The sequence below is a fragment of the Bradyrhizobium sp. LM2.9 genome (assembly GCF_054056555.1).
In genome coordinates this window covers 2,468,783-2,491,548 of sequence record NZ_JBSRYJ010000002.1, presented here as the reverse complement: position 1 = coordinate 2,491,548, position 22,766 = coordinate 2,468,783, and the positions used below count along the sequence as shown (strand labels likewise).

The 22,766-nt window shown below is 60.9% G+C and carries 23 protein-coding genes, 1 tRNA gene and 1 pseudogene; 17 read left to right on the top strand and 8 right to left on the bottom strand.

The window, feature by feature from the left end:
• Window positions 1-23: 23 nt before the first annotated feature.
• A complete protein-coding gene (locus ACVWW3_RS13440) occupies window positions 24-1,025 on the bottom strand; it encodes a Bug family tripartite tricarboxylate transporter substrate binding protein (protein ID WP_456649636.1) in 1,002 nt (333 codons plus the stop codon).
• 96 nt (window positions 1,026-1,121) lie between these two features.
• Window positions 1,122-1,608: pseudogene (locus tag ACVWW3_RS13435) on the bottom strand (outer membrane protein assembly factor BamE).
• Window positions 1,609-1,706: 98 nt separating this feature from the next.
• On the opposite strand from ACVWW3_RS13435, the gene ACVWW3_RS13430 reads away from it, so the two are divergent.
• The 11 genes from ACVWW3_RS13430 to ACVWW3_RS13380 all read left to right on the top strand — a co-directional run bounded on the left by ACVWW3_RS13430 (window position 1,707) and on the right by ACVWW3_RS13380 (window position 11,331).
• Window positions 1,707-2,273 carry a ubiquinol-cytochrome C chaperone family protein gene (locus ACVWW3_RS13430; RefSeq protein WP_456649637.1) on the top strand — a complete coding sequence of 189 codons (567 nt, stop codon included), beginning with the start codon at window positions 1,707-1,709 and terminating at the stop codon, window positions 2,271-2,273.
• Window positions 2,270-2,833: a YceD family protein gene (locus ACVWW3_RS13425; RefSeq protein WP_456649638.1), complete on the top strand. Its 564-nt coding sequence runs from the start codon at window positions 2,270-2,272 to the stop codon at window positions 2,831-2,833. The genes ACVWW3_RS13430 and ACVWW3_RS13425 overlap by 4 nt, the downstream gene beginning before the upstream one ends.
• Window positions 2,834-3,135: 302 nt before the next feature.
• Entirely contained in the window at window positions 3,136-4,197 is a 1,062-nt protein-coding gene (plsX, locus tag ACVWW3_RS13420; RefSeq protein ID WP_456649639.1) for a phosphate acyltransferase PlsX, read from the top strand.
• Window positions 4,194-5,174 (top strand): beta-ketoacyl-ACP synthase III, encoded by a 981-nt coding sequence (locus ACVWW3_RS13415; protein WP_354104901.1) that lies wholly within the window; start codon window positions 4,194-4,196, stop codon window positions 5,172-5,174. The genes plsX and ACVWW3_RS13415 overlap by 4 nt, the downstream gene beginning before the upstream one ends.
• 132 nt (window positions 5,175-5,306) lie before the next feature.
• Window positions 5,307-5,648: an integration host factor subunit alpha gene (locus tag ACVWW3_RS13410; protein ID WP_026311906.1), complete on the top strand. Its 342-nt coding sequence runs from the start codon at window positions 5,307-5,309 to the stop codon at window positions 5,646-5,648.
• Between the two features lie 27 nt (window positions 5,649-5,675).
• On the top strand, window positions 5,676-6,254 hold the full coding sequence (locus ACVWW3_RS13405) for a MerR family transcriptional regulator (RefSeq protein ID WP_456649640.1): 579 nt from the start codon (window positions 5,676-5,678) through the stop codon (window positions 6,252-6,254).
• 110 nt (window positions 6,255-6,364) lie between these two features.
• Window positions 6,365-6,442: transfer RNA gene (locus tag ACVWW3_RS13400), tRNA-Pro, on the top strand.
• Window positions 6,443-6,829: 387 nt separating this feature from the next.
• Window positions 6,830-7,876 (top strand): DNA cytosine methyltransferase, encoded by a 1,047-nt coding sequence (locus tag ACVWW3_RS13395; protein WP_456671984.1) that lies wholly within the window; start codon window positions 6,830-6,832, stop codon window positions 7,874-7,876.
• Between the two features lie 2 nt (window positions 7,877-7,878).
• Window positions 7,879-9,756: a hypothetical protein gene (locus ACVWW3_RS13390; RefSeq protein WP_456649642.1), complete on the top strand. Its 1,878-nt coding sequence runs from the start codon at window positions 7,879-7,881 to the stop codon at window positions 9,754-9,756.
• A complete protein-coding gene (locus ACVWW3_RS13385; RefSeq protein ID WP_456649643.1) occupies window positions 9,746-10,585 on the top strand; it encodes a hypothetical protein in 840 nt (279 codons plus the stop codon). Before ACVWW3_RS13390 ends, ACVWW3_RS13385 begins: the two co-directional genes overlap by 11 nt.
• Window positions 10,582-11,331, top strand: coding sequence for a DUF6339 family protein (locus ACVWW3_RS13380; protein WP_456671983.1), 750 nt, complete (start codon window positions 10,582-10,584; stop codon window positions 11,329-11,331). The genes ACVWW3_RS13385 and ACVWW3_RS13380 overlap by 4 nt, the downstream gene beginning before the upstream one ends.
• Here the strand turns inward: ACVWW3_RS13380 and ACVWW3_RS13375 are convergent.
• Together ACVWW3_RS13375 and ACVWW3_RS13370 are read right to left on the bottom strand one after the other, a co-directional pair.
• On the bottom strand, window positions 11,317-11,736 hold the full coding sequence (locus ACVWW3_RS13375; protein ID WP_456649645.1) for a very short patch repair endonuclease: 420 nt from the start codon (window positions 11,734-11,736) through the stop codon (window positions 11,317-11,319). The genes ACVWW3_RS13380 and ACVWW3_RS13375 overlap by 15 nt on opposite strands.
• 668 nt (window positions 11,737-12,404) lie before the next feature.
• Complete coding sequence (locus tag ACVWW3_RS13370; protein ID WP_247349404.1) at window positions 12,405-12,644, bottom strand: hypothetical protein; 240 nt, start codon at window positions 12,642-12,644, stop codon at window positions 12,405-12,407.
• A 318-nt stretch (window positions 12,645-12,962) separates the two neighbouring features.
• On the opposite strand from ACVWW3_RS13370, the gene ACVWW3_RS13365 reads away from it, so the two are divergent.
• From ACVWW3_RS13365 to ACVWW3_RS13355, 3 genes are all read left to right on the top strand, one after another.
• A complete protein-coding gene (locus tag ACVWW3_RS13365) occupies window positions 12,963-13,871 on the top strand; it encodes a dihydrodipicolinate synthase family protein (protein ID WP_354104871.1) in 909 nt (302 codons plus the stop codon).
• A 144-nt stretch (window positions 13,872-14,015) separates the two neighbouring features.
• Window positions 14,016-14,987 (top strand): SDR family NAD(P)-dependent oxidoreductase, encoded by a 972-nt coding sequence (locus ACVWW3_RS13360; RefSeq protein ID WP_456649646.1) that lies wholly within the window; start codon window positions 14,016-14,018, stop codon window positions 14,985-14,987.
• Between the two features lie 266 nt (window positions 14,988-15,253).
• Window positions 15,254-16,366 carry an alpha/beta hydrolase family protein gene (locus tag ACVWW3_RS13355; RefSeq protein ID WP_456649647.1) on the top strand — a complete coding sequence of 371 codons (1,113 nt, stop codon included), beginning with the start codon at window positions 15,254-15,256 and terminating at the stop codon, window positions 16,364-16,366.
• A 14-nt stretch (window positions 16,367-16,380) separates the two neighbouring features.
• On the opposite strand, the gene ACVWW3_RS13350 is transcribed toward ACVWW3_RS13355, so the two are convergent.
• Entirely contained in the window at window positions 16,381-16,887 is a 507-nt protein-coding gene (locus tag ACVWW3_RS13350) for a MarR family winged helix-turn-helix transcriptional regulator (protein ID WP_247443205.1), read from the bottom strand.
• A gap of 404 nt (window positions 16,888-17,291) precedes the next feature.
• On the opposite strand from ACVWW3_RS13350, the gene ACVWW3_RS13345 reads away from it, so the two are divergent.
• Window positions 17,292-18,821: a porin gene (locus ACVWW3_RS13345; protein WP_247349399.1), complete on the top strand. Its 1,530-nt coding sequence runs from the start codon at window positions 17,292-17,294 to the stop codon at window positions 18,819-18,821.
• Window positions 18,822-19,084: 263 nt separating this feature from the next.
• Here ACVWW3_RS13345 and ACVWW3_RS13340 read toward each other — a convergent pair whose 3' ends face one another.
• The 3 genes from ACVWW3_RS13340 to ACVWW3_RS13330 form a co-directional block, all read right to left on the bottom strand.
• Window positions 19,085-19,576, bottom strand: a complete 492-nt coding sequence (locus tag ACVWW3_RS13340; protein ID WP_354104867.1) for a GcrA family cell cycle regulator — start codon at window positions 19,574-19,576, stop codon at window positions 19,085-19,087.
• A gap of 72 nt (window positions 19,577-19,648) precedes the next feature.
• Window positions 19,649-19,846 carry a hypothetical protein gene (locus tag ACVWW3_RS13335; RefSeq protein ID WP_007603456.1) on the bottom strand — a complete coding sequence of 66 codons (198 nt, stop codon included), beginning with the start codon at window positions 19,844-19,846 and terminating at the stop codon, window positions 19,649-19,651.
• Between the two features lie 199 nt (window positions 19,847-20,045).
• On the bottom strand, window positions 20,046-20,987 hold the full coding sequence (locus ACVWW3_RS13330) for an acetamidase/formamidase family protein (RefSeq protein WP_456649648.1): 942 nt from the start codon (window positions 20,985-20,987) through the stop codon (window positions 20,046-20,048).
• Between the two features lie 164 nt (window positions 20,988-21,151).
• Between ACVWW3_RS13330 and ACVWW3_RS13325 the strand changes: the two genes are divergently transcribed.
• The gene (locus tag ACVWW3_RS13325) at window positions 21,152-21,919 is read left to right on the top strand and encodes a YdcF family protein (RefSeq protein ID WP_456649831.1); all 768 of its coding nucleotides are present in this window, start codon (window positions 21,152-21,154) and stop codon (window positions 21,917-21,919) included.
• A gap of 57 nt (window positions 21,920-21,976) precedes the next feature.
• A complete protein-coding gene (locus ACVWW3_RS13320; protein ID WP_456649649.1) occupies window positions 21,977-22,759 on the top strand; it encodes a DUF169 domain-containing protein in 783 nt (260 codons plus the stop codon).
• Window positions 22,760-22,766 lie beyond the last annotated feature (7 nt).

The following is a 22,766-nucleotide window of genomic DNA, read 5'->3' as shown; positions in this document are numbered from 1 at the left end:
CGCTCGCATGACGGAAGTGACGCCTACTGCACGTCCATCTGCAGCCCTTCCTTCTGGATGATGCCGGCGAACTTCTTCGTCTCGACGTCCACGAATTCGGCAAACTGCTGCGGCGTGCCGTAGTCGGCACGGGCGCCCATGGCGACGATGTTCTTCTTGATGTCGTCGCGCTCGAGCATCGCCTTCACCTGGAGATTGAGCGCCTCGAGCACGGCAGGAGAGACGCCCTTCGGCAGGAAAACCGAGAACCACGACGAGACGTCGAAATTCGCCAGCTCCGGCGCACTCTCGCGCATGGTCGGCAGGTTCGGCGCGAGGTCGCTGCGCTCGGTCGTGGTGACGCAGAGGCCGGTGAGGGTGCCGTTCTGCACCTGCGGCAGGCTCGGATAGAGGTTGTCGAACAGGATCTGGATGTCGCCGGCGAGCGCCGCCTGGAGCGCGGGACCGGCGCCGCGGAACGGGATATGCGTCATCTTCAGGCCGGTGAGCTGGAGAAACCAGGCGCCGGTGAGGTGAGGGCTCTGGCCGACGCCGGAGGAGGCGTAGCTGAGCTTGTCGGGATTGGTTTTGAGATAGGCGATCAGCTCGGCGATCGACTTGATGCCGGTCTTCGGATGCGCCGAGACGATGTTCGGGATCCGGATCATGTTGGAGACCGGCTGGAGCTGGTCCGGCTTGTAGGTGAGGTTCTTGAAAATGCTGTAGGCGATTGCGTTCGGACCGGGATTGCCGATCAGGATGGTGTGGCCGTCCGGCTTCGAACGGACCACCTCGGCCGCGCCGATCGTGCCGCCGCCACCGGAGCGGTTTTCAACGACGGCCGACTGGCCCCAGGCGGTCTGCAGATGCGCGGCCAGGAGCCGGCCCATCACGTCGGTCGAACCGCCGGCGGCGGCGGGCACCACGACGCGGACGTTTTCGGTGGGTTTCCAGTCTGCCAGGCTCGATCGCGGCAGGATCACTGCGGCCGAGAGGCCGGCAGCACCGGTGAGCACGCGACGGCGGGACAGCAATCTATTGGGCACGAATCCACTCCCTGCTTCTTGTTTTGCAAGGAGCGTATGGAACAGGACGCGCAACGGCAAGTCGCACGCAGCGGCACGACGCCGCAGGCTGAAGGCTCAGTTAAAGCTCAGCAGCTTGAAGATCGGCGTGAGGTAGCTCATCTCCTGGCCCGACGTCGCCGTGGTGCGGCTGACGAAGTCGAAGATCTTGCCGTCCTGGAGACCGTAATTCGCAAGCCGACGCACGCGTCGCGACTTGTCGAAATAGACGGCGATGACGCGCTGGTCGACCACCTTCTGGTTCATGAAGGCGACCATGCGCTCCGAGCGCTGCGAGATGTAATAGAACACCTCGCCGTCGAGGGTTGCGACCGTGGAGGGGGTGCCCATCACGATCAGCACCTGATCCTGGCTCGCGCCGATCGGAATTTGCTCCAGCGCGTTGGGCGGCAGGATGTAACCCTTCTGGAACTGCTCGCCGGTGCAGGCCGGCAAGCGCAACGCCAACCAGGGCCGTGGCCGCGAACAGGCGCAAGCCGCGCCAACGTGCTTGAACGCCGCGCCGCTTGTCCGCGCGCCGGCTGGTCTGGTTCGTTATCGTCATAGCGGAACTGATTCCGTCCCCTTGCGTCGCGCGAGGCGCTGAAGTACCGGGCGGAGACTCTGAATGCAACACGCGCGCGCCCGCTTGCGGAAACCACAATGTTTTGGCCGTTCAATCACTTCAGGAAACCCCGGCTAGCCTCGCCGGGCACCATTGAAGCCATCTATGGCATGATCGTGACGCAGGCGCGAGAACCCATATTTTACCGAGACTTGGGCGTGCCGGATACGGTTAACGGGCGTTTCGACCTGTTGCTGCTGCATCTCTGGCTGCTGCTGCGCCGCCTGCGCACGGTCCAGAGCGCTTCCCAACAAGGCGCCACCGAGCTGTCGCAGGCGCTGTTCGATCGCTTCTGCGAGGACATGGACGACAATCTGCGCGAGATGGGGATAGGCGACCAGACCGTGCCTAAGCGGATGCGGGCCTTCGGCGAGGCCTTTTACGGCCGGGTCCAGGCCTACGACCAGGCCATGGAAGGCGGCGACGCGACGCTGGCATCGGCGATCTGCAAGAATATCTTGAATGGAGCCGGCATGGATCAGGCGCAGCGGCTGGCGGACTATGCCAGGGCTACCGACGCCGATCTGGGCCGGACCGGCGAGGCCGCACTGCTGGGTGCGTCCTTCAAGTTTCCTCCAGCGCTTCCTGAGGATGTCACGCCATGAGCCGACCGATTACAGGACCCGGGCCCGATCCCTGGCGGGTGCCCGTCATCGTTGCACAGATCCCCGACACCGGGCTGCATCGCAAGCTCGAGGCCTCGGCCGCCGAGCGGCAGGCCATGGCCGAGACGGCAGGCTTGCGGGAGGTCCTCTCTGTCCGGGCCGCCTTCGATGTCGTGCCGAAAAGCGGCAACCGGATCCAGGTCACGGGGCACGTTCACGCCCGGATCGGCCAGATCTGTGTGGTCACGCTCGACCCGATCGAGAGCGAGATCAAGGAAGAGGTGGACCTTATATTCGCCCCGGAGGCCGAGGTGCGCCGGCTAGCCGATCTGATGGAGGAGGGGCAGAACGATAAGGAGCATGTCGCCGATCCGCCGGAGGCGATCGTCAATGGCATCATTGACCTTGGGAGGCTTGCCACCGATGCGCTGTTTCTGGCGGTCGATCCCTATCCGCGGAAGCCGGGGGTCGTGTTCGAGGTGGAGGTCACCGCCCCCGATCCCGAGGACCATCCCTTTGCGGTACTGAAGGCCCTTCAGGCCAAGAAGAAAGACAAATAGGTGCCGTCTTCCCCAGAAGACCGCTTTGCCAGGGGGCGTGAGGTGTTTGCGGCGGCGCTTTGAAAGGTCAAGTTATCTATCTGATTTCTATATACTACCTGTGAAATCGTCCGTCCGCAGCCGGATCGTCCCGGATGCAAAAGGCTGGGGGCAAGAGGTTGTTTCGGGATAACAAAACGCTATTGTCGCGGCCCGGTCCGGGTGCGCGTGGCGCTTGGCCGACCGCCATGTACATGGATGGCGAACCCACTTTGCGGCCCCGCTCGTTCAAGACCGCACCAGACCAGGTTTCCAGGACTTTTATGCCAAGCAAGGTTCGTATCGCGCTTGACGCCATGGGGGGCGACGCCGGCGCCGTCGTGGTCATTCCAGGAGCCGCCATCTCGCTCCAGAGGCATCGCGAGATCGAATTCCTGCTGGTCGGGGACCGCGCCAAGATCGAGCCCGAGCTCGACCGCCACCCCGCGCTGAAGGCCGCCTCGAAGATCATCCACACCGACGTCGCGGTCAGCGGGGAGGAAAAGCCGAGCCAGGCGCTGCGGCGCGGCCGCAAGACCTCCTCCATGTGGCTTGCCATCGATGCGGTGAAAAAGGGCGAGGCGGATGTTACGGTCTCTGCCGGGAATACCGGCGCGCTGATGGCGATGTCGCGCTTCCACCTGCGCACGCTGCCCGGCATCGACCGTCCGGCGATCGCCGGTATGTGGCCGACCAAGCGCGGCGATTCCGTCGTCCTCGACCTCGGCGCCAGCATCGGCGGCGATGCGCACCATCTGGTGTCGCTCGCCATCATGGGCGCGGCGATGGCGAGCGTATTGTTCAACAAGAACCGTCCCACGGTCGGCCTGCTCAATATCGGGGTCGAGGAGATCAAGGGGCACGAGGAGATTCGCGAAGCCGGCGAAATCCTGCGTGCCAGGAACCTGCCGGAGCTCGACTATCTCGGCTTCGTCGAGGGCGGCGGCATCGGCCAGGGCGTGGCGGACGTCATCGTCACCGAAGGCTATAGCGGCAACATCGCGCTGAAGGCCGCCGAGGGAACCGCGCGGCAGATGGCGGAATTGCTCCGCAACGAGATGATGCGAGGCTGGATGTCCAAGCTCGGCTATCTCCTGGCGCGCGGCGCCTTCCAGGCGCTGCGCAATAAGATGGATCCGAACAAGTCCAATGGCGGCGTGCTCCTTGGATTGAACGGGATCGTGGTCAAGAGCCATGGCGGAATCAGCGCCGAAGGCTTTGCCTATGCGATCGATGTTGGCTATGAGATGGTCAAATTCGATCTTCTCAACAAGATCAATCAGATGCTCAACCGCGAGGGTGGTGCACTCAATTTCGTGCCGACCGCGCCGGAGGATGTTTCGTGACTCAAATTCGTTCGGTCGTGCTGGGCTGCGGCTCTTATTTGCCGGAGCAGGTGGTGACCAACGCCGAATTGGCGGCGCGCATCGACACGTCCGACGAGTGGATCGTGCAGCGCACGGGCATTCGCGAGCGGCGTATCGCTGCCGAGGGCGAGTTCACCTCGCATCTGGCGCTCAAGGCGGCGCAGGCTGCGCTCGCCGACGCCGGCGTGGACGCGCAGTCGATCGAGCTGATCGTGCTCGCGACCTCGACGCCCGACAACACGTTCCCTGCGAGCGCGGTCGCCGTCCAGCATGGGCTCGGCATCAACCATGGCGCGGCGTTCGACCTTCAGGCGGTGTGCTCGGGCTTCGTGTTCGCGCTCGCCACCGCCGACAATTTCCTGCGCACCGGCGCCTTCAAGCGCGCGCTGGTGATTGGTGCGGAAACGTTCTCGCGCATCCTCGACTGGAACGACCGCGGCACCTGCGTGCTGTTCGGCGACGGCGCTGGCGCAGTGGTGCTGGAGGCGCAGGAGCAGCCGGGCAACACCGCAACCGACCGCGGGATCGTGACCACGCATCTGCGCTCCGACGGCCGCCACAAGGCGAAGCTGTTCGTCGACGGCGGGCCGTCCTCGACCCAGACTGTCGGTCATCTGCGCATGGAGGGCCGCGAGGTCTTCAAGCATGCGGTCGGCATGATCACCGACGTGATCGTCGACGCCTTCGAGGCGACCGGGCTCAATGCCGACAGCATCGACTGGTTCGTGCCCCACCAGGCCAACAAGCGAATCATCGACGCCTCCGCCCACAAGCTCCATATCGCGCCGGAGAAGGTGGTGCTGACGGTGGACCGTCACGGCAACACTTCGGCGGCCTCGATCCCGCTGGCGCTGGCGGTGGCGCGCAAGGACGGCCGCATCAAGCGCGGCGACCTGGTTCTGCTGGAAGCCATGGGCGGCGGCTTCACCTGGGGCTCCGCGCTGGTGCGCTGGTAGCAACAGTCGATAAAATTTTGCCCGAATCAGCACGATTATCGATGCGTCTGCATTGATGAGCGCTGTTGACCGGCGTATCGTAACCTCATAATTTCAGACAACAATTGTTCGCCGTGATGTGGGGGCAGGGCGATGACCGATCAAAGTAAAACCGTAACGCGTGTCGATCTGTGCGAAGCCGTCTACCAGAAGGTAGGACTGTCGCGCACGGAATCGTCCGCCTTCGTGGAACTCGTGCTGAAGGAGATCACCGATTGCCTTGAGAAAGGCGAGACGGTGAAGCTGTCCTCGTTCGGCTCCTTCATGGTCCGCAAGAAGGGCCAGCGCATCGGCCGCAACCCGAAGACCGGCACCGAGGTGCCGATCTCGCCGCGTCGCGTCATGGTGTTCAAGCCGTCGGCGATCCTGAAGCAGCGGATCAACGCCCAGCACCGCACCAACGGCGACGGCAGCAAGGTACAACCCGAGGCTTAAACCGCCTTTCGGATAAGGATTTGGCATTTGGACAAGGCGCCGGATGCGTTCCGAACCATCAGCGAAGTAGCGCAGGAACTCGACATTCCGCAGCACGTGCTGCGGTTCTGGGAGACCCGATTCTCCCAGATCAAGCCGATGAAGCGCAGCGGCGGCCGCCGCTATTACCGTCCCGACGACGTCGACCTGCTCAAGGGCATCCGCCGTCTGCTCTACGGGGAGGGCTACACCATCCGCGGGGTACAGCGGATCCTCAAGGAGCATGGCGTCAAATCGGTGCAGGGCCTGGCCGACGGCGCGGCCGCGGTCTCGTTCGGGGCCATCGAGGACGCCGTCGGCGCAAGCCTGATGGAGCCCGAGGAGGAGACCGGCGTCCGCGGCGCCCGCGACAGCGACGATGACGACTACCAGGGCGAGGAGGAGGAGGGCATCGACTTCCGCTTCTCGGAGACCGACGACGAGGAAATCCTCACCACCTTCCGCAAGGGCGGCGCCCCCGCCGCGCCCGCCGGCCCCAGCGCCATCGACCGGGAGCGCCTCGGACGGGTGCTCGCCGACCTCGTCGCCTGCCGCGAAATGCTGGATCAGGCGCTGAAGGACGCCTGACGCCGGATTCCCTCAGCTTGGGGGCAGTTCCGGGGCCGTTCGGCAGAGACACCAAAATGGTGTGACCTCGCCTTGCGCAAACCGGCGATCCTAGCTAATGGAACGACGTTCGGAGCGTGGCGCAGCCCGGTTAGCGCACTAGTCTGGGAGACTAGGGGTCGGAGGTTCAAATCCTCTCGCTCCGACCATTTTTTCCAAATCATCTGTCGGGTCGATCGAGGGGCGGCGCGGAGGGCCAGCTGCCGACGGTGGCGCATGCGCCGCGATTAGTGGCGGGTGGCTGGTAACTGAAATGCTGAAAACAACCCCATGCACAGTAGCGAAGTCATTGGCGATATGACGTTTTTCCGAATCGGTTTGACGCGTCGGGCAAAACAGGGTCATTATGCCAGCCTGTGTGGGATCAGTTTGAGCCGGTTAGTTCGTTCTTGATCTAGCGCGCTAATGTGGAATCGCTCTCGCGGCAACGTGAGGCACACTTATCCCCAACGGCCAATGTTAACATGGTCGCTCGTGCCAGGACTAAGTTATGTTCTGCCCGAAGAATCACTTTGAATTTCGATGGGTTATACAGCATGGCGGAGTTTGGAGGCCGACGGCAGAGAGCCGGCTCAGGCAGCCAGAAGCGATTGCGCGCGGGTGCACTTTTCTGTGGAATCGGCGGTTTTTGCAGTGGCTTCGAGGCTGCCGGCTTTGAAACGTTATGGGCAAACGAGCTCGACCCATATGCTTGCGAAGTTTATCGCACGAACTACCCGCACATTCGACTGATCGAAAAGGACGTGCGAAAGCTCTCAGTTGTTAAGGACAAGCTGAAACCGGTAGATGTGCTGCACGCAGGCTTTCCTTGCCAGAGCTTTTCCCAAGCCGGCGCACGCGCGGGCTTTGACGATGAACGAGGCAAGCTATTTTTTGAGATCATTCGTCTCGTAAAGGAGTTCGGAAAGGATAAGCCGCGAGCGATAGTCCTTGAGAACGCGCCGTTCTTGACCATGGGCGAGGGGGGTGTTTGGATCTTAGAAATCACTCGACAGCTTCAGCGTGCAGGTTATTGGTTTCGGGAAAGCAGCAATTCCAAGCTCCTCGACCTCTTCGATCTCACGGAGGTCCCGCAGAAACGGGCTCGTTTGTTTATGGTTGCTTGGTCCGTCGATCATTTCAGTAATGGCCGGTTCGAATTTCCCGATTTAGGCAAGCCTCCGAAGAAGGATGCCTCGAAATTCATAGATTTCGACAGCGAAAAACCCGACGGCTATTACCTGCCTACGGATAATAGATACTACAAAATGATTAGTAAGGAAAAAGTGGACACCGAGACTCAGAAGCACGTCTACCAGTTGCGAAAGTACTTGGTTCGGCAGAAAGAACCAGGAGTGTGCCCAACACTGACTGCCAATATGGGGCACGGCGGCCATAACGTGCCGTTCATTTGGGATCGACGAGGATTGCGAAAGCTCACCGAATTGGAGTGCTTAAAGCTTCAGGGGTTTCCAAATTCGTTTGTGTTTCCAGAGCAAATCTCAAGAGCGCAGCGTTACGCTCAGATCGGGAATGCCGTTGCACCGCCGGTGGCCGAACTTCTCGCCCGAGCGGTGCGCACTAAAATCGTGAAGGAGACATAGCGGTGACTAAGACCCTCGGATGGGAGTTTCCCGTTGACGAAGCTGATCAGTGGGAAGGATTTAACAATCCCGGCATTGAACACTTTCGCGGCAACCCCTTTGGCAGCTTGGCGAGGGAAATCATTCAGAACAGTCTCGATGCACCCTCGGGGAGTCCTGTCTCTGTAGCCTTTGAGCTAAAGCAGATCGCGACAGACGAACTCCCTGGAATCGAACAGCTTAGGGACGGGGTTCAACGCTGTGCCAAAGCAGAGACGAACGATAGCAAGAAGGCGAAGGATTTTTTCGCCACTGCGCAAAAATTATTGAAAGCGAAACATATAAACGTGCTCGCGATTCGAGAGTCTAAAACTACTGGTATTCGTGGCCCCTGCAAGAACGGAACGCCTTACTTTGCGTTCATGAAGGCAACGGGCATCAGCAAGAAGGAAATGCACGACGATGATACGGGTTTGGGCTCTTACGGCATCGGCAAGTTTGCGCCGTTCGCTGTTTCCCAGCTTCGGACCGTGTTTGTCTCGACCGTGTATAAAGAGGGAAACGGCTACCATCAGCTAACGCAAGGGAAGGCGTTGCTTACCTCGCATGTTGATGCGAACGGCAAAACGCATCAGGGGACGGGCTACTGGGGCGTGCGGCAGAATTGCATGCCCGTCGAGGGTTGCTCATCCGATGTACCTGTTTGGCTTAGGAGGTCTCCGAAACAGGCGGATCTCGCGAAAAGGCTCGGCACGACATTCTACGTGCTTGGATTCAGCGATGTGCAGCACTGGGAAAAGATTTTAATTGCGTCGGTTCTCGAGAATTTTTTTGGCGCAATTTGGCGAGGCAAGCTGATCGTCACAGTCGGCAAAGAGCTGATCACAAAAGAGACTATCTTAGAGCTGTTCGAAAAGTCCGACTGGGAAAATTATCTGCGGGGGATGAAGGGAGAACCAGAAGCATTTCAGAACGCGCGGCAGTTTCTCCGCACACTGGTTGGGACGGAGGAAATCTTTGTGGAGGCGCAGGAGAATCGAGAATTGGGGCTCTGTGAAGTTCGAATTGCCGTTGGCGAAGGCATGCCAAAGCGCGTTGCAGTCCTGAGAAACGGTATGTTTATCACCGACCAAATGGAGCACCTAAAACGATTTGGCGACTACAAAGAGTTTTGCGGGGTGGTCGAGTGCCAAAACAAGAAAGGCAATACCCTTCTCCGTGATATGGAGCCTCCGAAGCACGACGATTTCGAGCCCGAGCGTCTTCCGCCCGACGAACAGGCGAAAGGCCAGCGAGCATTGTCCGAACTGGCTCGCTGGGTGCGTGATATGCTCAAGCGTCACGCTCGCGATCCCGTCGCGGATGTCTCGGACGTCAGAGAGCTCGCGGACTACTTTGCAGATGACTCTCCGGACGACCAGTCTTCTGAGAAAGGCGAAGAGGTCAATCCAATTGGCGCAATCCAAATAAGAGCGCAGCCTCTCAAACGCAAGGCAATAGTTATTCGTGAAGAAGACGTAGGAAACGAGGGCGGCTCTGGACAGACCGGGAGCAAGGGTGGAGGCGGCCAAGGCGGGGGTAAGGCTACGGGCAATGGCAACGGTGGCAAAGTTGCGGGGTCACCTCAGGTCATGGACCTGAACAACGTCCGCTCTGTGCCGCTTTCGGAAAAGCGGCGCCGCGTTGCTTTCACATCTTCGTTCTCTGGCAAAGTGGAAGTGACCTTGTACGAAGCTGGCGCGGACACTGACCGACGGCTCAATGTCCTCAAGTGCAGCCTAGGGAAAGTCAAAAAGGGAGCCGTGAACCTGCCGGTCAAGAAGGGTGAGCGGGTTTCCTTCGATATTGATCTTGAGGGTAGTTTTTTGGGTGCGATGAAGGTTACGGGCCATGAGATTTGATCATCAAAAGGCATTTCCGTATCCGGTCCTGCGACCGCACGTTGACGACTACCTGGATTCTGAATTTCAAGTGTCCGTCGACTTTAGCGGAGCAAAAAACAATGCGAAAGTCGACGTGAAGATTTCGGTTGCCCTAAGCTCGGCCGAAATCAAAAAGCAGGTCGAGAAGGGAAACGCAGCGGTTTCCGTCATTTTTGCCTGCCGCGAGACCTACTTCCGACAGGCGGTGACCACTCAGAAGTTTGAGCTCAAAAAGTCTTTCGATAGCTCCTCGTTCAAGGGAGAGGTAATCATCTATCCGTTCGTCGTCGCAACCAAGCCAATCCAAAGGTTCGGAGCGAAGGACATCAACAAGGAGTTTCGCAAAGATTCGTTCGAGTTTGCAGTCGGGGAGGTGCTCGCTGCGGACGAGCCTAAGGTCATTTACATCGATCGAGAGCTTTTCAAGCCTGTCAGTTCAATTCTGCAAATCGTGAAGGACGATAACTTGTCTGGGTTCGAGTGGCGGATTCACTTTGACGAGGATAAACTTCAAGTCCTCCTGAGTGCTGAAGCCAAAGAGGTAATAGATAAAGCCCGGAACACTAAGCGTAACCAAGCTGTTCTACTTAATTCAATCTATTTTGCTGCTATTATGGAGGCAATTCAAAGGCTCAAAGAGGAGCCGGGTCTGACTGAAGAAAAGAGATGGGCTCGGGTTATTGAACAGCAGTGCCACAACGCCGCGCTCGATCTTCGGACGCACGAAACGTACATTGTGGCTCAAACATTGTTACGAACTCCTCTCAATCTCTTAAATCAGTACGCCTTTTCGGAGGATGAACGATGAAGGTGAAATTGCTGCGAGAACGGGCGCTCGCAGAGCTTCGGTCGAAGGTTAGTTCAAATCTGGATCTCTATCGTTCAGGTGAATTCGAGTACTTAACTTTAGATCCAGCGCTGAGTTTCAATAGCGAAGTGGAGTTGGTCGAGGAGAAGGTCGCGAGCCTTCGTACGCCTGTCGGAGCCCAAATCTTCGAATCAGAAAATTGCATAACAATGCTGGATGCGTTACCCAGTCTAACTCCGTACCAAGCGGCAGATGAGCGTCTGTGGGCTATGTTGAGCCACACGGTGCTGTTGCCTCATGCACGGGCTCGGTGGCCGATACCTTCAAAGACAGATGATGCGGTTGATCATGTCTTGGCGCACTTCTTCGGGAGCAATCAGCGCCAACTCGAGCGCGACAATATCGGCGCTCGACTCTGGTGGATGGGCCATTTGTGCTCCCGCGTTAACAGCATGCCGCTCAAGCAGGCTCTCGATATTCTCCTGTTTCGGTCAGACGTTCGGGCTAACATTGTCGAGCGTCCAACCACCGCGCAGAGTGTGCCCGTCTTTTCGGCTCTCTTGATGAAGCTTGCCAAGTCTTACGATGGGAAGAAGAAACTCTTTGAGCGAAGCACGTTTCGCTCGCTCATGGTGCAGCTCAATGGACTTGGCGGCTACCGATTGCTCGATGCTTTAGACGCGAAGACGATTGAGCAACTTATCGATGAACTCATTTCGACGAAATTGAGGCTATCGATAATCTAGTTGCCGTTTGAAGAGTGTGCGTAGGCGACGAGCAAGGGTGGGCGTGTCAACTTCGCATTCCCAGATTGTAATGACGCGCCACCCAAGTGCACGGAGTTCGTTTACCTGACGTTTGTGACGTTCGACATTGTTGCTGAGTTTTGGGTGCCAATAGCTTTTGCGGGATTTTGGCAACGAACTTCTCGGGCAACCATGCTGGTGCCAAAAGCACCCATGTACAAAGATAGCGGTGCGATATCGCTTCAGCACTATATCGGGACGACCCGGTAGAGATCGGACGTGTAGACGGTAGCGAAAACCCCTAGCATGCAACAGGCTCCGGACGACAAGTTCAGGCCGGGTGTTAGTTGATCTTATCGCTTGCATATTGCGCCTGCGTTGTAGGCCGGTATGTGTATCTACCAAGTGTCGCTGTCCTCTTCAGTTGAGCTGCGGTCGTTTGCGGTTAGACGCGTTGAGGTATTCTTGGGCTCGAATTTTGTTCCATTGTTGGGCGGCTTCGATTTGCTTCGAGGAGCTCGCCTTATATTCTGTGGAATTTCTTGCCTCAGATACTCAACCACCATCCTTGTCGTCTCGTCCACCAGCGTCCTCACCCTCCTCTGTGGTCTGCGCGACGGCTTCGATTGCGCTGACGCAGATGAAGGCGGCCAAGCCGGGCGGTCTTGCGCATCTCCTTGCGGCGGCTTTCGAGATGGCGCGCACTAAGTTGTGTCGACCTCGCGGTTGAAAGCTTCGACGTGTTTGAGCTGGCCGGTGCGCGGGATCGGTTCGGCGAGGACGCGGTGCAACTTCGATCTGGTCTAGCCCGACAGAGTCGATCTCACGGAGCGCGCCGAGGGCGGTGGGCGTGGCGGTCGAGCTGCATCTGCTCCGTGACCAGCTGCACATTGCGCGCCGATGGCGACGCCGGAGGGGCGGCGAGCGTGTGGGATCACTTGCGTGCGGTGGCTTAAGGGGAGGGTGTGATCGATGTCACAGGTCGCGCCGCCTCTATGGGTCTGGCGCCGTTGCCGCGGCGGGAAAAGGCATCCCCCGGGCGTTTCCTCATGTATCAGCAGTTTTGCGGAGCCTTAGGCGTGGCTCTTGATCTCGTAGTGACCCGGCACGCATTTGTAGCGATCGAGGCGCCAGTTGGCGTGATAGATCGGATGCTCGCCCATCCATTTCGCCAAGGGCGCCTGTGCGCCGATCGCGCACTGCATCATCGACATCTCGGGCGTCATGTTGCTGTCGGTCACGATTTCCTCGATGCAACTGCCTGAGCTGGCTGCACTCAGCCGGCAGAGCACGGCAACGACGGTCACGAACATTCCAGTCACCTCATCGGTTGTTTCTGACCACGAAGAGAATGCAAGCGGAGTGCCAGAGCCTGTGACGCAAACAACACGCTGGCCTGGCCGACTCGACCCAGCGTCCGGAGTCCATTTGACGATTCGGATTGTAAAAATTGCTCTAAAACCGAAGCTGGGCAAATACGGGGAACCGGGAACGGATGACTGCAGGGATGTTGAATGCTGGGGGCAGCGCCGCGCGGGCAGCCCTTCACAGGGCCTGCACAGCCGATAGGCTGGGCTCGTACGGATCCTCGCCAAAAGAGCGGGACCGTTATGGAAACGCGAGGACAGACCATGAAGGCACGACCGACCGGCGTGATTCCGCCGATGACGACGCCGTTCCGCAAGGATGGCGAGATCGACACCACACTCGTGGCGCCCCAGGTCGACTGGATGATCGGCGCCGGGGCGCATGGCGTCGCGGCCGGCGGTTCGACCGGCGAGGGGCATACGCTCGATCACGAGGAATATCGCGATCTGATGGAAGCGACGGTTGCGGCGGTGAAGGGACGCATTCCCGTGATCGCCGGCATTATCGTCGATTCCACGCGCGATGCGATCCGCCGCGGCAAGCTCGTGCGCGACATGAATGTCGCCGCGCTCCAGGTCACGCCGGTGCATTATCTGTTCAAGCCGGACGACGAGGCGATGGTGGCGCATTTCCGCGCCATGGCCGACGAGACCGGCATGCCCATCATCATCTACAACGTGGTGCCGTGGTCGTACCTTTCGCCGGCGCTCCTGACGCGGATCATGACCGAAGTGCCGCTGGTGGTCGGCGTCAAGCAGAGCGCGGGCGATCTGAAACTGTTCGCGGACCTGATGATGATGGCGCCGGACAAGCTGATCTACAGCGCGGTCGATGCGCTGATGTATCCGTCCTACACATTGGGGGCGCATGGTTCGATCGCCGCGATTCTGACCGCGGCGCCGCATGCCTCGGTCGCACTGTGGGATGCGGTCAAGGCGGGCGACCATCCGCGCGCGCTCGACCTGCACAAGAAGCTGCTGACGCTTTGGAACGCTGTGATCGCCGACAATTTGCCGGCCTGCACGCGCTATGCGCAGACGCTCCAGGGTCTGCCCAGGACTTATCCGCGGGCGCCGATGCCGGAGGCATCGCCCGCGCAGCAGGCGGCGGTCCGTAAGGCGCTGGACGGTCTCGGCGCGTTGAACGGGGCGCGCGTCGAAGCGGCCGAATAGTCCGCCCCCCGAAATTACTGATGAAAATGGCAGCGCCGATCCGCTTTTACCTGCGGATGCGGCGCTGCTACATTTTGCGCTGCGCCCCGATGCGCGGCGCGGCCATGAAGAAACACACCGACAAGGGGAGGGGCCGAAAGTCCCATGAAGGATTTTGCAGGAAAGATCGCCGTCATCACCGGCGGCGGTACGGGAATGGGACGCGAGCTCGCACGGCAGCTCGTCGCCGAGGGCTGCAATGTCGCCATGTGCGACGTCTCGGAAGCCGCGATGGCCCAGACCAAGCGGCTATGCGAGGTCGAGAAACTGCCGCAGGGCCTGCGCGTCACGACCCATGTCGCCGACGTCTCGATCGAGGATCATCTGAAGCGATTTCGCGACGAGCTCGCCGAGCAGCAGAAGACCGATCGGATCCATCTCCTGTTCAACAACGCCGGCATCGGTGGCGGCGGCAGCCTGTTCACCAACACGCGCGAGCAGTGGGAGCGCACCTTCAACATCTGCTGGGGCGGCGTCTATCTTGGCGTCCGCACCTTCCTGCCGATGCTGGTCGCGGCGGACGAGGCCCACATCGTCAACACCGCGAGCGTCAACGGCTTCTGGGCTTCGATCGGCATGGGGCAGGCGCACACCGCCTACAGCTCGGCGAAGTTCGCCGTGAAGGGATTTACCGAAGCGCTGATCAACGACCTCCGCCTGCACGCGCCGCACGTCAAATGCTCGGTGGTGATGCCTGGCCATATCGGCACCTCGATCGTGTCCAACTCGCGCAAGGTGCAAAGCGTCGACGGCTCGGAGCGGCTCAACGCCGACGAGGTCGCGCTGACCCGCAAGCGCATGGTCGCGGCCGGCGTTCCGGATGCTGACAAGATGTCGGACGACGACGTCCAGGCGGTGTTCGCCGAGCGCGCCCGCAGCTTCCTCGAGGATGCACCGACGACCGCCTCGCAGGCCGCGAAGATTATCCTCGACGGCGTCAAGGCAGAGCAGTGGCGCATTCTTGTGGGCGAGGACGCAAAGCGCCTTGACGAGCGCGTTCGTGCTGCGCCGGAGCACGCCTATGAAAGATCCTTCTACGAAAGCTTTACGCAGGAAGTCGGCTGGCGGCTTGGTTGAAGCTGGTTGCTGAGGCCGTCGGCGAGCGCGCGCCGATATAGGTATGATGGTCATCATCGCAAGGGGCGCGCAGGTCATTTTACGTGCCGCCTCTTGCCAGTGCTCGGCCACTTATGACGAATTGGAATGTCACGCATGCGACACATTCCATGCGTTCAAGCGATGGTGATCCCGAACGGCTCTCATTCGGTGCACGGCAGCTTGGTCGGGGAACTGAAATAGTTTAGTCAGTGACGTGTAAGGCGATGACCAGAGCGTAGCTCCCGATGATACCCGCATGTCTCTCCGACGACTGGATCCTTTGCCCGGAGCGAGAGGACATCTCCGCTGAATTCACGCGGCTCCTCACCGCGGCCCAGGAGGGCGGCGCCACGATCGCGGAATGCCTGATGATCGCGCGGCGGCTGAAGCGGGGCGAAGACCAGTCCTGGCATCGCGAGTGGAAGAAGCTGGCGCAGGCCAATCGGCATCGCGCCGAGGCCGCGTTCGCCGAAGGTCACAGGGCGACCGCACAGCGCAACTGGCTGCGCGCCATGAATTACTACAGTGCGGCCGCAATGCCGCTCGATCAGGCCGACGAGCGCCGCTGGGTCGCGGTGCTCGCGATGCAGGATTGCGCCCGCCGCTCCCTCGCGGCGCGCGACCCGGCCGGGAAAGTCGTGACGATCCCCTGGCTCGACGGACATTCGTTGCAGGGCTATTTTCTGCCCGCGCCGTCGGGAAGAGTGCGTGCCCCGACCGTGATCTGCATCGGCGAGCCCGGCCACCGCAAGGAGGAGTTCCTGTTCAAGCTCGCGCCGCATGCGCGCGAGCGCGGATTCTCGTTGCTGGCGCTGGATCTCTTTGGCGACCAGCGCGACGATTATCTCGACGCGCTGTTGCGGCGCCGGGATCTCGAGAGTTCGATTCCGTGCGTCATGGACTATCTGGAGACGTGCAGCGACGTCGATTTCGATCGCGTCGCGATCGTCGCCGATGGCTGGGGCTCTTCCTTCGTGGCGCGCGCGGTGCTGCAGGAGCCGCGGCTTGCCGCCGCCGTCTGCGACGGCGGACTGTGGGATCTGCACGAGCGGGCCTTCTTTGCCAGCCGGTTCGCCATGAGCGACGTCAGCATCGTCCCGGTGCCGCATGCTCCGCTGATGGCGTCCAGCGCCGACTGTCCGGTGCTGATCACGCTGGGCGAGGACGGCTGGCTCAAGGCCGATCGGGCGCGTCAGATCGTACAGACGTCCCGGCTCGGTAGCTCGGATGTCATGCTGAAGGTGTTCACCTCGGCCGAAACCGGCGCGGCGCAGGCCCATGCGGACAATCCTAGCCTTGCCAATGAATACATCTTCGACTGGCTCGAATCGCGGCTCGGGGCCGCCGGGCGCATCTAGCAGCGACCGCTGCGTCAGAAGTCGAGGGTCAGGCGGACGCAGGCCTTTTCGAGGCGGGTCTTCAGCGTCGCGAGCTTGGTGGTGAATGCCGTCAGTTCTTTCTCGTCGAACTCCTGGAAGACGAATTCCTTGATCGTCTTGTATTGATCATTGAGGCTCGCCAGGTGCTTCTGCGTCTTCTCGGTCAGGGACAGCCGGACCACCCGCGCATCGGTCGGCGAAGGGCGACGGCGCAACAGGCCCTTCTTCTCGAGCAGCTTGGACTGGGTGGTGACGAACGAGGGATCGACGTGGAGGAGTTTTGAGACGACGTTGACCGGAATGCCGTCGTCCTTGTCGAGGTCGGAGATCGCCATCAGGATCAGCCATTGCGGGCCGCTGATGCCGAGCGTTCTCGCCCAGAACTGACGCAGTTCCTCCAGATACATGTTGATCGACGATATCTCCCAGGTGAAACGCCTGATGATATCCAGATTGCCGATGGGGCGGAGGCGCGCCCCTTCTTTCCTCGTCGCTGACACAGCGTCACTCCCGTGATCTGACTTGTTTGCGGCCGGTGTCGTTCAAGCCATAGTCCACGCAAGCCTGCCCTGACGCAAGTGCAGAGCAACCTAATTTTGTCACTAAAACTACAAACATGATCTGCTCAGCTGAATCGCTTCCTCCCGGTGTTGCGCGCGGGGCACAGGTTTAGTGAAACCCATAAGGCTGACTAAATAAACTATTTTGATTAGGGAACAGCGGATGCATATTGATCCGTGACGGTGGGGGGTACTCGATCGTCCCGTTGCAGGTGGTCCGCTCACGTCCCTCGCGTCGAAAGCGGGTGTGTCCGAAAGCGCGAAGCGGCCGAGCGGATTTAGAGACGGGGATCTGGGGGGCCTCACGGTCCAGTCTCCGTAAAATGAGCAACTTGGAGGTTTAAATGAAAATGGTGAAGAGCCTTTTGCTCGGCACTGCGGCGGGTCTGATCGCCGTCGGTGGAGCTCAGGCGGCTGATCTTCCGGTCAAGGCCAAGGCGGTCGAGTACGTGAAGATCTGCACGCTGTACGGCGCGGGCTTCTACTATATCCCGGGCAGCGATACCTGCATCAAGCTCGGCGGCTACCTGCGTGCTGAAGTTGCGCTCAATGCTGGAGGCAACTACAGCGGTGCGTATAGCAGTGTTGCCGCTGCGAACAACCGACTGGCGAACTACTACTCGACTCGCGCTCGCGAGGACCTCAACATCGATACGCGTACCGCGACCGAGTACGGCGTGGTTCGTACCTATTTTGACGCGGTGTTCACCTGGACGACCGACATTTATACGGGAAGCGGCACGACGCCGGGTGCGACCGTTTACTCGCAACTCGGAAGTACCGGTGTGTCTGCGCCGAACAACGCAAGTTCAGGCACGATCTCGGGCGGTTCGCTCGGCGTCTACTACGCCTTCATCCAGTTCGCCGGCTTCACCATGGGTAAGTCCGTGTCGCAGTTCGACGCGCCCTGGATCAACTATCCCGGCAACAACTTCGACCAGCTCGTCGGCGGCAGCGGCACCACCAACGGTGTCAATCAGTTCACCTACACTGCCGATTTCGGTCAGGGCGTGACGGCGTCAATCTCGGCGCAGGACCAGTCGCTGGCCTTCCAGACCAACGTCTGGAACACAGCCGCCATGTCCACGGCCGGCGTTCTCGGCGGAGCTTATGGCGCGAACGATCTCGGTGGCACCACTGCGCCCGACATCGTTGGCATGGTCCGCGTCGACCAGGCCTGGGGCCTGTTCCAGGCATCGGTTGCCGCACACGACAACCATGTCGGCTACTACGGCGCAACCGAAGCCACCGGTCATCCCGAGGACAAATGGGGCTGGGCGGTCCAACTCGCACTGTCGATCAAGAACATTCCAACGGGCGCGGGCGACCAGATCAACATTTCGGGCGTCTATACCGATGGCGCGAGCCGCTACAACTTCCAGGAGCTGGCAGCGACCAGCTACTCGATGTTCGGCAGCTCGAGCTCCGCGTATCAGAGCATCGGCTTCGCCGGCGTGTCTGATGCGGTGTTCGGTGCCGGCGGCGGCCTCGAGCTGACCAAGACCTACGGCTTCCGTGGTGCTTACACCCACAATTGGAACCCGTACTGGAACTCGGCGCTCTATGGTGCGTGGGCTGCGGTCAACTACAGCGGCACGGCCAAGGGCCTGATCTGCGGAAGCGCTGCGTTTGCTTCGCTGACCGGTACCTGCAACCCGGACTTCAACATTGGCCAGATCGGCGTCATCACCCGCTGGACGCCGGTCAAGAACCTGACCTTCTCGGCTGACTTCGTCTACAGCCACCTCGACCAGAAGTACTCGGGAACGATCACGGCGCCGACGCTGGCAAGCGTTGCCAAGCCGGCGGCTGCATACGAGCTGAAGGACCAGGACACCTACAGCCTGCTGCTGCGCGCCCAGCGCAACTGGTAAGCTAAGGTCTTCGGATCTGAACTAGCCCCGGCGGGAAACCGCCGGGGCTTTTTACGAGATGGGCTTTCGGAAAATCCGGTAGCCCGTGCGGACGACGAAGACGAGCCATGCGATTCGACCGGCCCAAACTTATTTACTTACCTGAGTTACTAAGCTATATGGCTTGTAGCCGATTTACGAAAGTTGCGGCTCTTGGCGTGATGCTAAGCCTCCAGAAACCTCCGGCAATGCCCTGCCGGAGGTTTTTCGTTTTTGGGCACGGCTCAGCTGCGCATCACGCGCGCCCGGGAGTTTGGCCGGTAGGCGAGGCGGCTGTGGCCGGCGCAATAGGACTGGCCGTCGGATGCGGAGTTGCCGCAGAAGCAGAAATCGTCTGCGCCAGGCGTGGAGATCGGCCAGCGGCAGCGGTTCTCGGCAAGCTCCAGCAGCGAGCAGCGATTGGCATCGTCGATCGGGCCGGTGACTACGGGCGCGCCGGTGTCGCCATAGATCGTGGCGAGCATCTCGTATTGCAGCCGCGGCACGGTCCGCGGCGCGCGCGCCGGCGCGGTGCCCCTGTTCTGTACCTTGCGGTCGTCGATGGTCCGGCCGCGCGTCAGATTCAGGCGGGACAGCTTGCCGATCACGGCGTTGCGGCTGACGCCGATGTCGGCGGCGATCTCGCGGCAGGAGAGGCCGGCCTCGAAGTGCTGTTTCAGAAGTTCGATTCGTTCGTCGGTCCAGGTCTGTGAAGAAGTCGGTGAGAGAACAGGCATTGTAGCGGTCCCAGGTTGCAGATGTCGGCCATCCGCCTCTCGAGATCCGTCCGCCTCACGCCCAGTGCGCGCTCACGTCCTGCCATTGTCGCGAATCGACAAAAGCCCGTCCTTGATGGCGAGACGGATGCCTTCCTCGATCAAGGTACGTGCGACGCCGGGAACGCTGGTGCCGTGGGTGCCCTGTCTCACCAGCTTCTCCAGATAGGTGATGGTCGAGAGCGCCAAGGTTACGGGAATGCGGTCAGTCTCGGCTTTTTCGGTGGCCATGCCTAAACGCTAGCCTCATACGCGGGTACATAAAAGTAACGATTAAGAGTCTATTTAGGTTTGGAGGTGGAAGTCAAATCCGGCTTCGGCCGAAGCGTCAGCCCATTGGAATCGCTGGGGAAGTTCGGCATGGCGCAACGCGCCGTCCGAGAGGCCGGGCGGCGGCGTGGCGTCGATGGGTCAGAAAGGGCGGGCCGGATCAGCCGTGCACGATCGCCTTTTCGATCATGCAATGGATGCCCTTGCAGCCGTTGACGGTCTGGGTCACCCGCAGATCGGCCGCCAGGCTGCACAGCGTATAGGCGTCCTCGCGCGACAGGTTTCGCTTCTCGCCGAGCAACACGATCATATCGCGCAGCGCCCGCACCACGCACTGGTCGAGATCGGGGTCCATCGCCATGGTCATGTAGTGCGTCGCCGTCTCGCCGCGGGGATAATCGAGCCTGAGGTCCTTGCGCAGCGTCAGGCGGAAGCGGCCTTGGAGTGCGGTCTCGATCGCGGTGACGCAGACCTCGCCGTCGCCCTGCACGGCATGGCCGTCGCCGCAGGAGAACAGCGCGCCGGGAACGAATACCGGCAGATAGAGTGTTGCACCAGCGCCAAGCTCCTTGTTGTCGAGATTGCCGCCCATGGCGCGGGGAACGAGCGAGGAGATGCGGCCCCAGGCCGGCGGCGGCGAAACGCCCATCACGCCGAAGAATGGCTTGAGCGGCAGGTCGAGTCCCCACGGCATGCGGCCGACCATCCGCGACCGGTCGAGCGGGATGTTCAGGATGCGCGTGTCGTGGAAATCGTCGGGCAGAGTGCCGGACAGCGGCTTGATCATGTTCCAGCCCCAATCCTGGCGGAGCTGGACGTCGAGGATCTCGACCGCGAGCACGTCACCGGGCTCGGCCCCTTCGACCGCGATCGGGCCGGTGAGGATATGGCCGGGGAGCATGCGCTCGTTTTTGGCATGAACCTCGAACATCTCGGGCGGGATGTGAAACTTGCTGCGGTCGGGCAGCATGTCAGGGCCGCCGCTGATGGTGTCGACCGTCACCTCGTCACCGCTCGCGATGGTGAGGACGGGCTTGAGCGCAGCTTCGAAGAAGCCCCAATGGCAGGTTTCGGGGCTGGAATACAGGTGGTGATGGGGCATGTGGCTTGTCCGTCCGGTTTCATCGAACCCGGGCTTGACCGGGTGATCGATCCTCTTTCAAGAAGATTTCTGAAGATGGACGGGCTGGTCAAGCCCGCACATGGCACGATCATTCCAGCGAGGCTCCCCTGTATTTCGTTCTTTCCAAGACCATCGGCACCGCGCTGCTGCCGATCAATCTCCTGGTCGAGCTGGGAATCCTGTCGCTGCTGCTGATGGCGACGCGTTTTTCGGCGCTCGGCCGCAAGCTCGCCGTGACCACGCTGGTCCTGCTGGCGCTGGCTGCGTTCTCGCCGCTCGGCAATCTGCTGCTCTATCCATTGGAATCGCGGTTTCCAGCATGGGACCCGGCGCGCGGCGCGCCCGATGGCATCATCGTGCTTGGCGGCTCCATCGACACGGATCTGTCGGCGGCGCATCGCACGCCAGTCGTTTCGCACGCGGCCGATCGCTTGTTTGCGCCGGCCGGGCTCGCGCGCCGCTATCCCAATGCGCGCATCGTCTTCACCGGGGGCACTGCGAATCTTGTCGAAACCGATTCCAGGGAGGCCGACTACTCCGCGCCGATCCTCGAAAGCCTCGGCATCGCGAAGGATCGCCTGATTCTCGATCGCGATTCCCGCAACACCTGGGAGAATGCGATCTTCACCAGGAAATTGGTATCGCCAAAGCCGGGCGAACGCTGGCTCCTGGTCACGTCGGCCTTTCACATGCCGCGCGCGATGGGGATCTTCCGCGAGGCCGGATTTGACGTCGAAGCCTATCCCGTGGACTGGCGAATGGGCGGGCGTGACGATCTCCTCTCTTTCACCAATGTCGGCGGCGACGGTCTTGCCAGGACCGAAGTGGCCGTGCGCGAATGGATCGGGCTCGTTGCCTACCGCCTGATGGGCCGGACTAGCGAGTTGCTCCCGGGACCGGCGAAGGACTAGAACCGTTCAAGAAACAATAAATAGCGCCGGCGCGCGACCGCCGGCCGGGAGGACGCCATGCAACAGCAGAGTGCAGACAGCATCGATCTTGCCGGCCTCGTCGCCGATCTCAACAGCCTGCTGCGGCTGAAGACCACGGTGATCGGCATGAAGCTGTTCGCGCGTACCGCGGAGATGGAGGCGATCCCGAAAATCCGGCGGCCGAACGCGGTTCACACGACAGACCAGATCGTCAGCATGGCCTCGCGGCTCGGCTGGACCGTCGGCATTACCGGCGACGATCTCGTCGGCGCGCAATGCCGCGCCGTGATCGGCCTTGCACCGCAGGACGAGAAATGGCTCGCCGGCGAAAACTATGTCGGGGTCTGGCACGGCACGGCAGAGGACGCGCGCAAACGCCAGGAGGCGCTGGACGTCGTTCCGTTCGGCCAGTACCAGGCGCTCGCGGTCAGCCCGCTCGCCAGCGGCCGGCTCGATCCGCCCGACATCTGCCTCGTCTACGCCACGCCGGGACAGATGATCATCTTGATCAACGGTCTGCAATATACCGGCTACAAGAAGTTCGAATGGGGTGTCGTCGGCGAGACCGCGTGCGCGGATTCCTGGGGACGGGCGCTCAAAAGCGGTGAGCCCAGCCTGTCCTTGCCATGCTATGCCGAACGGCGCTATGGCGGCGTGCCCGACGAGGAGATGCTGATGGCATTGAAGCCGGAACATCTCACCAAGGCGGTTCTGGGCATGAAGGCGCTGGCCAAGAACGGCCTGCGCTATCCGATCCCGCCCTACGGTATTCAAAGCGACGTCCGTGCCGGCATGGGCGTGAGTTACGCGAAGAAGTAAAGGCCGA

Coding starts and splice junctions, on each gene's coding strand:
- ACVWW3_RS13430 (WP_456649637.1), top strand. CDS start 1,707: ATGTTTTGGCCGTTCAATCACTTCAGGAAACCCCGGCTAGCCTCGCCG.
- ACVWW3_RS13425 (WP_456649638.1), top strand. CDS start 2,270: ATGAGCCGACCGATTACAGGACCCGGGCCCGATCCCTGGCGGGTGCCC.
- plsX (WP_456649639.1), top strand. CDS start 3,136: ATGCCAAGCAAGGTTCGTATCGCGCTTGACGCCATGGGGGGCGACGCC.
- ACVWW3_RS13410 (WP_026311906.1), top strand. CDS start 5,307: ATGACCGATCAAAGTAAAACCGTAACGCGTGTCGATCTGTGCGAAGCC.
- ACVWW3_RS13395 (WP_456671984.1), top strand. CDS start 6,830: ATGGCGGAGTTTGGAGGCCGACGGCAGAGAGCCGGCTCAGGCAGCCAG.
- ACVWW3_RS13385 (WP_456649643.1), top strand. CDS start 9,746: ATGAGATTTGATCATCAAAAGGCATTTCCGTATCCGGTCCTGCGACCG.
- ACVWW3_RS13380 (WP_456671983.1), top strand. CDS start 10,582: ATGAAGGTGAAATTGCTGCGAGAACGGGCGCTCGCAGAGCTTCGGTCG.
- ACVWW3_RS13370 (WP_247349404.1), bottom strand. CDS start 12,644: ATGTTCGTGACCGTCGTTGCCGTGCTCTGCCGGCTGAGTGCAGCCAGC.
- ACVWW3_RS13365 (WP_354104871.1), top strand. CDS start 12,963: ATGAAGGCACGACCGACCGGCGTGATTCCGCCGATGACGACGCCGTTC.
- ACVWW3_RS13360 (WP_456649646.1), top strand. CDS start 14,016: ATGAAGGATTTTGCAGGAAAGATCGCCGTCATCACCGGCGGCGGTACG.
- ACVWW3_RS13355 (WP_456649647.1), top strand. CDS start 15,254: ATGATACCCGCATGTCTCTCCGACGACTGGATCCTTTGCCCGGAGCGA.
- ACVWW3_RS13345 (WP_247349399.1), top strand. CDS start 17,292: ATGAAAATGGTGAAGAGCCTTTTGCTCGGCACTGCGGCGGGTCTGATC.
- ACVWW3_RS13340 (WP_354104867.1), bottom strand. CDS start 19,576: ATGCCTGTTCTCTCACCGACTTCTTCACAGACCTGGACCGACGAACGA.
- ACVWW3_RS13335 (WP_007603456.1), bottom strand. CDS start 19,846: ATGGCCACCGAAAAAGCCGAGACTGACCGCATTCCCGTAACCTTGGCG.
- ACVWW3_RS13330 (WP_456649648.1), bottom strand. CDS start 20,987: ATGCCCCATCACCACCTGTATTCCAGCCCCGAAACCTGCCATTGGGGC.
- ACVWW3_RS13320 (WP_456649649.1), top strand. CDS start 21,977: ATGCAACAGCAGAGTGCAGACAGCATCGATCTTGCCGGCCTCGTCGCC.